This is a genomic window from Streptomyces sp. NPDC001292 (genome assembly GCF_042896465.1).
In the GTDB taxonomy this organism is placed as follows: Bacteria; Actinomycetota; Actinomycetes; order Streptomycetales; family Streptomycetaceae; genus Streptomyces.
On record NZ_JBIAXG010000047.1, the window covers coordinates 55,336 to 62,162 of the forward strand.

A 6,827-nucleotide genomic window follows, 5' to 3' on the forward strand; every position below is an offset into this window, starting at 1 on the left:
ATCGACCGCGGACGAGGAGGCCGACCACGCCGGGTAACCTGGCGGCGTGACCGGCTCGGATGCATCTGCCTCGTTCCGGCTCGCGTACGTCCCCGGGGCGACGCCCGCCAAGTGGGTGCGCATCTGGAACGAGCGCCTGCCGGACGTCCCCCTCGACCTCGTCCAGGTCCCGGCCGCCGAGGCGGCCGAGGTGCTGCGCGGCGGCGCGGCGGACGCGGGGATCGTACGCCTGCCGGTGGACCGTACGTACTTCAGCGCGATCCCCCTCTACACCGAGACCTCGGTGGTGATCGTCCCCAAGGACCATCTGGTGACGGCCGTGGACGAGGTGTCCGTGGCGGACCTGGCCGACGAGGTCGTCCTCCACCCGCTCGACGACGTCCTCGGCTGGGAACGGCCGCCCGGTGAGGAGGCCTTCGAGCGGCCCGCCACCACGGGCGACGCCGTAGAGCTGGTGGCGGCCGGAGTGGGGCTGCTCGTCGCCCCCCAGTCGCTGGCCCGCCTCCACCACCGCAGGGACCTCACCTACCGGCCGGTCGCCGACGCCCCGCAATCGAGCGTCGCGCTGTGCTGGCCGGAGGAGGCGCACACCGACCTGGTGGAGCACTTCATCGGGATCGTGCGCGGCCGGACCGTCAACAGCACCCGGGGCCCCGCCCAGACCCAGCCCGAGGGGCAGTCCCGGCGCAAGGACAGGCGTGCCGACGCGGCGGAAGCCCGCCGCAAGCCCGCGGCCGGCGGTAAGACAGGCGGAAAGTCGGGCGGCAAGGCGGGCGGCCGTACGGGCCAGGCCGCGGGCCGCTCCGGCCGTGCGGGCGGACCCGCGGCCCGCGACCGGCGTGGCGGCTCGGGCGGCTCCGGCGGCGGCAGGAGCGGCGGGCGGGGCAGGCCGGGCCGCGGGGCGTAGTCGCCTCCGCGTCACTTCCGCGCGCTGCGGCCGATCGACTCCACCAGGGGCAGCAGTCGGTGCGGGACACGCTCGCGCAACGCCACCTCGGTGCGGGTGCGGACCACGCCCGGCAGGCTGATGAGCTTCTGGATGACGTCCTCCAGGTGGGCGTTGTCGCGCGCCACGACACGGGTGAGCAGGTCGCCTCCGCCGGTGATCGAGAAGGCCTCGACGATCTCCGGTACGGCGGCCAGTGCGTCCCCGACGTCGTCCAGGTGCCCCTGGGTGACCTCGATGTGCACGAACGCCAGGACCGGGTGGCCGAGAGCGACGGGGGAGAGGGCGGGGCCCGTGCCGGTGATCACGCCGTCCCGTTCGAGGCGGTCGAGGCGGGCCTGGAGTGTGCCCCGCGCGACACCGAGGATGCGGGCGCACTCGCGCACGCTGGTGCGCGGCTGCTCCAGAAGCAGCCGCAGAATGCGGGTGTCGAGTTCGTCCACGGCCATGGCGACGGGGGTCTCCTCCCAGATCGCTGATCGACGTCGACTGTACCAATGGCTCACCGGAACGCCACTCGAATGAACCAGTGCCTGTGGTCCATTGGCCCTCCACCAGCGCGTTGATCATGTGCCGGAGTGCGCCAATGGCTCAGTGTTGCCGGGTTCGCTTGAGCCAGAGACGCCGGTGATGCTCTCATGGACACGTCGATGGCGCTGCGGATCCCCGCGGCGCCTTTCTCATGCCGGTGTCCCGCCGGCGTTCCAGGTGGCTTCCACGGGGGGCGGTAAGCAGTGCTGAAGAGGGTGTTCGTGGCTCCGGACCCGGGGCGGACGCGGCTGCGTTTCGCCGCCAGGGCCGTCCTCGGCATCGGCCTGGCGGTCGCCGTCTGCGGGCTGGCCGGACACTCGCTTCCGGGCGCCGTCACCGGCGGGCTCGCCGCGCTGCTCGCCCTGTTCACCGTCGCCGACCCCACGGTGCGCGGACAGTTCGTCACCACCGTGCTGCTCCCGGTGGCCGGCCTGCCCGTGCTCGCCGTCGCGGCCGGGCTGCACGACCAGCCCGTGGCACGCGATCTCGCCTTCCTCGCCGTGGTGGCCGCGGGCGTGTACGCGCGCCGCTGGGGTCCGCGCGGCCACAGCCTCGGCGTGTTCGCGTTCATGACCTTCTTCGTGGCGCAGTTCCTGCACACCACGACCGGGCAGCTGCCCGAGGTGTCCGCCGCCGTCCTGCTGTCCGTGCTCACCGCGGCGGTGGTGCGCTTCGGCGTATGGTGCTACGAACGCCGGCTGCCTGCCGCCGCCGCTCCCGCCGTCCTGGGCGGCGGCGGACTGGACCGGGTGACCACTCGGCAGGCCGTGCAGGCGACCGCGGGCGCCGGCTTCGCCCTCGTCGTGGGCCAGCTGGTGTCCGGGGAGCGCTGGTACTGGGCCGTCGGCGCCACCTGGTGGGTGTTCGTGAACACCGCCTCGCGCGGCGAGACCCTGGTCCGCGGCTTCCGCCGGGTCCTCGGCACGCTGCTCGGCATAGCCCTGGCCGCCCTGGTCGTCGTCCCGCTGCACGGGGCCGCGCTCCCCACCGCCGTCCTGGTCGCCGTCTGCGTCTTCGGCATCTTCTACACAGCCGCCGTGTCCTACACCTGGATGATGTTCTGGGTCACGCTGCTCGCCGCGGCGCTCTACGGCCTTCTCGGCGTCCTCGTTCCGGGGCTGCTCGCCCTGCGGCTCGGGGAGACGGCCGTCGGCGCGCTCGGGGCCTGGCTGGCCGTGCTGTTCGTGCTGCCCGTCACCACCCACGCCGTCACGGACGCCTGGATTCAGCGGGCCCTGCGCTGTGTCCACGCGTGCACGGCCGAGGCCGCGGCCCGGCTGGCCGGCACCGCCGGCGCCGACCCGGCGCACCGCGTGGCCGAACTCGAGCGGCTGCTCGGCCGGGTACGGCTCTCCATCGCCCCGCTCGAGCACCCGCTGAGCCCGATGCGTGGCCGCAAGCGGCGCGCCCGCCAGGTACTCGCCCTGCTCGACGACTGCGCCCGCGAGATCCGCGGCCTCGTCGCCGTCGCCGCCGACCCGGAGGCCTCCCACGACGAGCGGCTGGCCGCCGCGTGCCACCGCGTGGAGAGCGCGGTGGAAGCCCTCATCGACGACGGCGCGGACGCCGTCCCGCGGGTCGCCCCCGCCCACCCCCGGCCGACGGCCGCGGAAGCCGCCCTCACCCACCTCCACGCCCTGGAACACGCCCTGGCGGATCTGGCCACGCCCCTGCGGGCGCCGTCGGGTTCGCCGCCGGTCGGTGCCTGACGCCGACGGCACGTGCCGGGCCACCCCTCCCGCGCTTGGTCTAGACCTGAATGGTGTGACTGCTACCGTCGCTCGGACCGGACGACCGAGAGGGGACCAGTGGTGGCACACGGCGGCAGGCGGCGGGCGTTCATCGGGTCGTTCACGGCGGCGGGAGGCCCCGGGGTCGTCACCGCGGCGGTGCCCGAGGGCGGCGGGGCGCTGACCGTGCTCAGCGGTGTCGACGGCGTCCTCGACCCCTCGTACCTGGCCCTGTCCCGCGACGGCGGCACGCTCTACGCGGTGAGCGAGACGGCCGAGGGTGCCGTGGCGGCCTACCGCGTGAAGGGCGAGACGGTCGAGCTGACCGGGCCGCCGGTGAGCGTCGGCGGCAGCGGCCCCACCCACCTGAGCCTGTTCGACGGTCACGTCCTGACGGCCAACTACGGTTCCGGCAGCGTCAGCGCCGTTCCCGTCCACCCCGACGGGCGCCTCGCCCCGGCCCCCTCGGACGTGCTGCGGCACACCGGCTCGGGCCCGCACGAGCGTCGCCAGCGCGGTCCGCACGCCCACCAGGTCCAGCCGGACCCGAGTGGCCGCTGGGCCGTCAGCGTGGACCTCGGCACCGACTCGGTCCGGGTGTGCACGCTGACGGACGGGCGGCTCGCCGTGCACCGGGAGATCGCGCTGCGGCCCGGCTCCGGGCCCCGCCACCTGGCGTTTCACCCGGACGGCGCGTACGCCTACGTCGTCAACGAACTGACGCCCACCGTCACGGTCTGCCGCTGGGACGCCGCCGAGGGCTCGCTCAGACCTCTGACCGAGAATCCGGTCCTGCCCGACGCCCCGGCCGGCGACGCCTACCCCTCGGGGATCGCGGTCGCGCCGGACGGCCGGTTCCTGTGGACCGCGACGCGTGGCGAGGACGTCCTGTCCGTGTTCGCGGTCGAGGCGGAGGGGGAGCGGCTGCGGCTGGTCGGGAGCGTGCCGTGCGGCGGCCACTGGCCCCGGGCGCTGACCTTGTCCGACGGCTTTCTGTACGTCGCCAACGAGCGCTCCGGGGAGGTGACCTGGTTCGCCGTGGACGAGGAGACGGGGCTGCCCGCGCGGGCCGGCGCGGTCGCGGTGGCGGCGGCGTCCTGCGTGGTCTTCGGCTGAACGCCCGCACGGGCGCCGGACGACCCGGACGACGAAACGACCCGCCCGGACGGTCCGGCCGGTGGCGCGGTCGGTGCGGCGAAGGGCCCGCCCCTCGGTCGGCGAGGAGCGGGCCCCTGGTCGTACGGGGAGGCTGCGAGCGTCAGCGGACCGGCGCGCTCTGCGGCTGCTGCGGGGCGATGCCCAGGGCCGTCGTGTAATTGGCCAGGGCGAGCTTGCCGATCGCCGGGTAGGGGCCGAGCGCCTCGGCGGCGGCACAGCCCGCCTCCTCGGCGGCGGCCTCGATCAGCTCCGCTTCGATCTCCGGGCCGATCAGGTACGGCGCCAGGGCGAGCTGCTGGGAGCCGGCGGAGCGCAGCTGCTCGGCGACGGAGGCGATCGAGCCGTCCTGGTCGAGAGCGGCCGCCATCACCGGCACGGCGAGGCGGGCGGCGAGCAGCATGCCGGTGATCCCGGCGGCCTGCACGGCCTCCTCGCCGCCCACCGAGGCCAGGATGATCCCGTCCGCCGCGGTCGCCACGGTGAACAGGCGGGCGCGGTCGGCGCGGGCCAGGCCCGCCTCCGACAGCCGGACGTGCAGTGCCTCGGCGAGCAGCGGGTGCGGGCCGAGCACGTCGGTCAGCTCGGCGGCGACCCGGCTGTCCATGACGGCCTGGCGGATCCGGCGCAGCAGCGCGCTGTCCGGACCGGCCAGCAGCGGCACCACGACCGCGACCGGGCCATCGGGCTCCTTGACGTCCGCGCCGGCGGCGACCGCCTGCTCGTAGCGGGCGGTCCGCTCCTCGGCCGCACGGGTGAGCACGGACTGCACGGTCGGGTGGTCCGCGTCGTCCCCGTCGAGGTAGCCGATCCGGGCGTCGAGTCCGGGCAGCTCGGAGCGGGCGATGCTCACGACCTCCTCGGCGAGGCCCCGCGTGGCGTCGCCAGGGGTGCCCGGCACCGCGAGGACGAGAGCGGGCGCGCCCTCGGGCGCCGCCAGCGGTTCCGGGCGGCGGTGGCGTCCGGGCTGGCGGGGGCGCGGCATTCGTACTGGCAGGCCGGGCGCGGGCCCAGTGGGGGAGCTCATGGCGCCGCATGTTACTGGCTTCCGGGGCTCCCCTGTTCGGGGAGGGTGCAGGTGAGCGGTATCCGTCCGGTTTTGTCTGATGAGTCACGTACGGATAGGAAGCGCCGGTCTGGCCTCATCGGGTCGGATGGGACAACTCGCTCGGCCGATCTGGGTATTTGTCCGGCAGATGAGGACGTGGGGGATCAATCCCCTTGTGGGGGTGGTACGTACAGCAACTTCTCGTCACCCGGCAGGGTGAGGACATCCCTGGCCAGATCGGTCGCGATGCGCACGCAGCCGTGCAGCGGATCGCCCTCGGCGCGTACCCGCCGTGCGTGCGGCAGCCGCTCGGAGAGTTCCTTCTCCAGCGGTACGAGGAGGGAGTCACCCATCTTGAACAGGCCGCCGGTGAGGGCGAGCAGCGGCTCTCCCGAGGGCGGGCAGACGGCCGCGGCGGACTCGGCCATGTGCCGGGCCGCCGCGCGCAGCACACCGGCCGCGACGGGGTCGTCGGCCGCGCAGGCCGCCACCTGGGGTGCGAAGGAGGCCAGGACGGCGGCCCGGTCGGAGCGCGGGTAGAGCCTGCCGGGCAGTTCCGTCATCGGCCCGAACGCCTCCTCGGCGCGGGCCAGCAGCCGCGCCGAGCCGCCGTCCCGCCCGTCGTGGGCGCGCAGCGCGGCCTCCAGGCCCGCCCGTCCGATCCACGCTCCGCTGCCGCAGTCGCCGAGCAGGTGCCCCCAGCCGTCCGCGCGCCGCCAGCCCGTGAGGTCGGTGCCGATCGCGATCAGACCGGTCCCGGCGGCGACGACCGCGCCGGGGCGGGGACCCAGGGCGCCGGTGTAGGCGGTGACCGCGTCGGCGACCAGCGCGACCCGGCGTACGCCGAGGTGCCGTGCCAGCGCGCCGGGCAGTTCGGCGCGCAGCGCGTCGCCCAGGGTGGCGAGCCCGGCTGCCCCCAGCACGGCCGTCTCCAGCCGGCCCACCCCGGCCTCGGCCGCCAACGCCCGAGCCATGGGCGCCAGTTGCTCCATGAGATGTCCGGGGTCGATGCCCCGCGCGCCGGTGCGCACCGGCTCACCGGACTCCCCTCGCGCCAACGGCCCGCGCCCGGGCACACCGACGACGGCCCGGAGGCCGGAGCCGCCCGAGTCCACGGCGAGGAATCCAGCCGCACCGGTCGGCGCGTCCCCCGTCACGGCAGCACCCCGTCCTCGACGGGGTCCGCCGACGTGGGGGAGGGGGACGAGGAGGCGCGGCGCCCGCGACGGAGTGGACTGGTCACTGGACGCACCGGGCTCCCTCCTCCTGACGACCGGCTGCGCGATCCGCCCGACCGGCTCGATGACCTTGGTGAGGAGGAAGACTAGGAGCGTGTCTCAGTAACCGGCAACCCGCCTGCGGTTCGTGATCATTCATGCAGGATGATGTTGGTATGGGTGGTGGCGATGGGTTGTTC

6 protein-coding genes are annotated in these 6,827 nt (G+C 74.9%); 3 read left to right on the forward strand and 3 right to left on the reverse strand.

Going from position 1 to position 6,827, the window contains the following annotated elements; genetic code table 11:
- Window positions 1-46 precede the first annotated feature (46 nt).
- Window positions 47-907: a LysR family substrate-binding domain-containing protein gene (locus tag ACFY4A_RS34800; RefSeq protein ID WP_390833308.1), complete on the forward strand. Its 861-nt coding sequence runs from the start codon at window positions 47-49 to the stop codon at window positions 905-907.
- 11 nt (window positions 908-918) lie between these two features.
- Here the strand turns inward: ACFY4A_RS34800 and ACFY4A_RS34805 are convergent, their stop codons facing one another.
- Entirely contained in the window at window positions 919-1,395 is a 477-nt protein-coding gene (locus ACFY4A_RS34805) for an Lrp/AsnC family transcriptional regulator (RefSeq protein WP_390833309.1), read from the reverse strand.
- A 285-nt stretch (window positions 1,396-1,680) separates the two neighbouring features.
- On the opposite strand from ACFY4A_RS34805, the gene ACFY4A_RS34810 reads away from it, so the two are divergent.
- On the forward strand, window positions 1,681-3,186 hold the full coding sequence (locus tag ACFY4A_RS34810; protein ID WP_390833310.1) for an FUSC family protein: 1,506 nt from the start codon (window positions 1,681-1,683) through the stop codon (window positions 3,184-3,186).
- A gap of 102 nt (window positions 3,187-3,288) precedes the next feature.
- Entirely contained in the window at window positions 3,289-4,323 is a 1,035-nt protein-coding gene (locus tag ACFY4A_RS34815) for a lactonase family protein (protein ID WP_390833311.1), read from the forward strand.
- Between the two features lie 142 nt (window positions 4,324-4,465).
- On the opposite strand, the gene ACFY4A_RS34820 is transcribed toward ACFY4A_RS34815, so the two are convergent.
- Complete coding sequence (locus tag ACFY4A_RS34820; RefSeq protein WP_390833312.1) at window positions 4,466-5,389, reverse strand: sirohydrochlorin chelatase; 924 nt, start codon at window positions 5,387-5,389, stop codon at window positions 4,466-4,468.
- A 185-nt stretch (window positions 5,390-5,574) separates the two neighbouring features.
- Window positions 5,575-6,567 (reverse strand): N-acetylglucosamine kinase, encoded by a 993-nt coding sequence (locus ACFY4A_RS34825; RefSeq protein WP_390833313.1) that lies wholly within the window; start codon window positions 6,565-6,567, stop codon window positions 5,575-5,577.
- Window positions 6,568-6,827 lie beyond the last annotated feature (260 nt).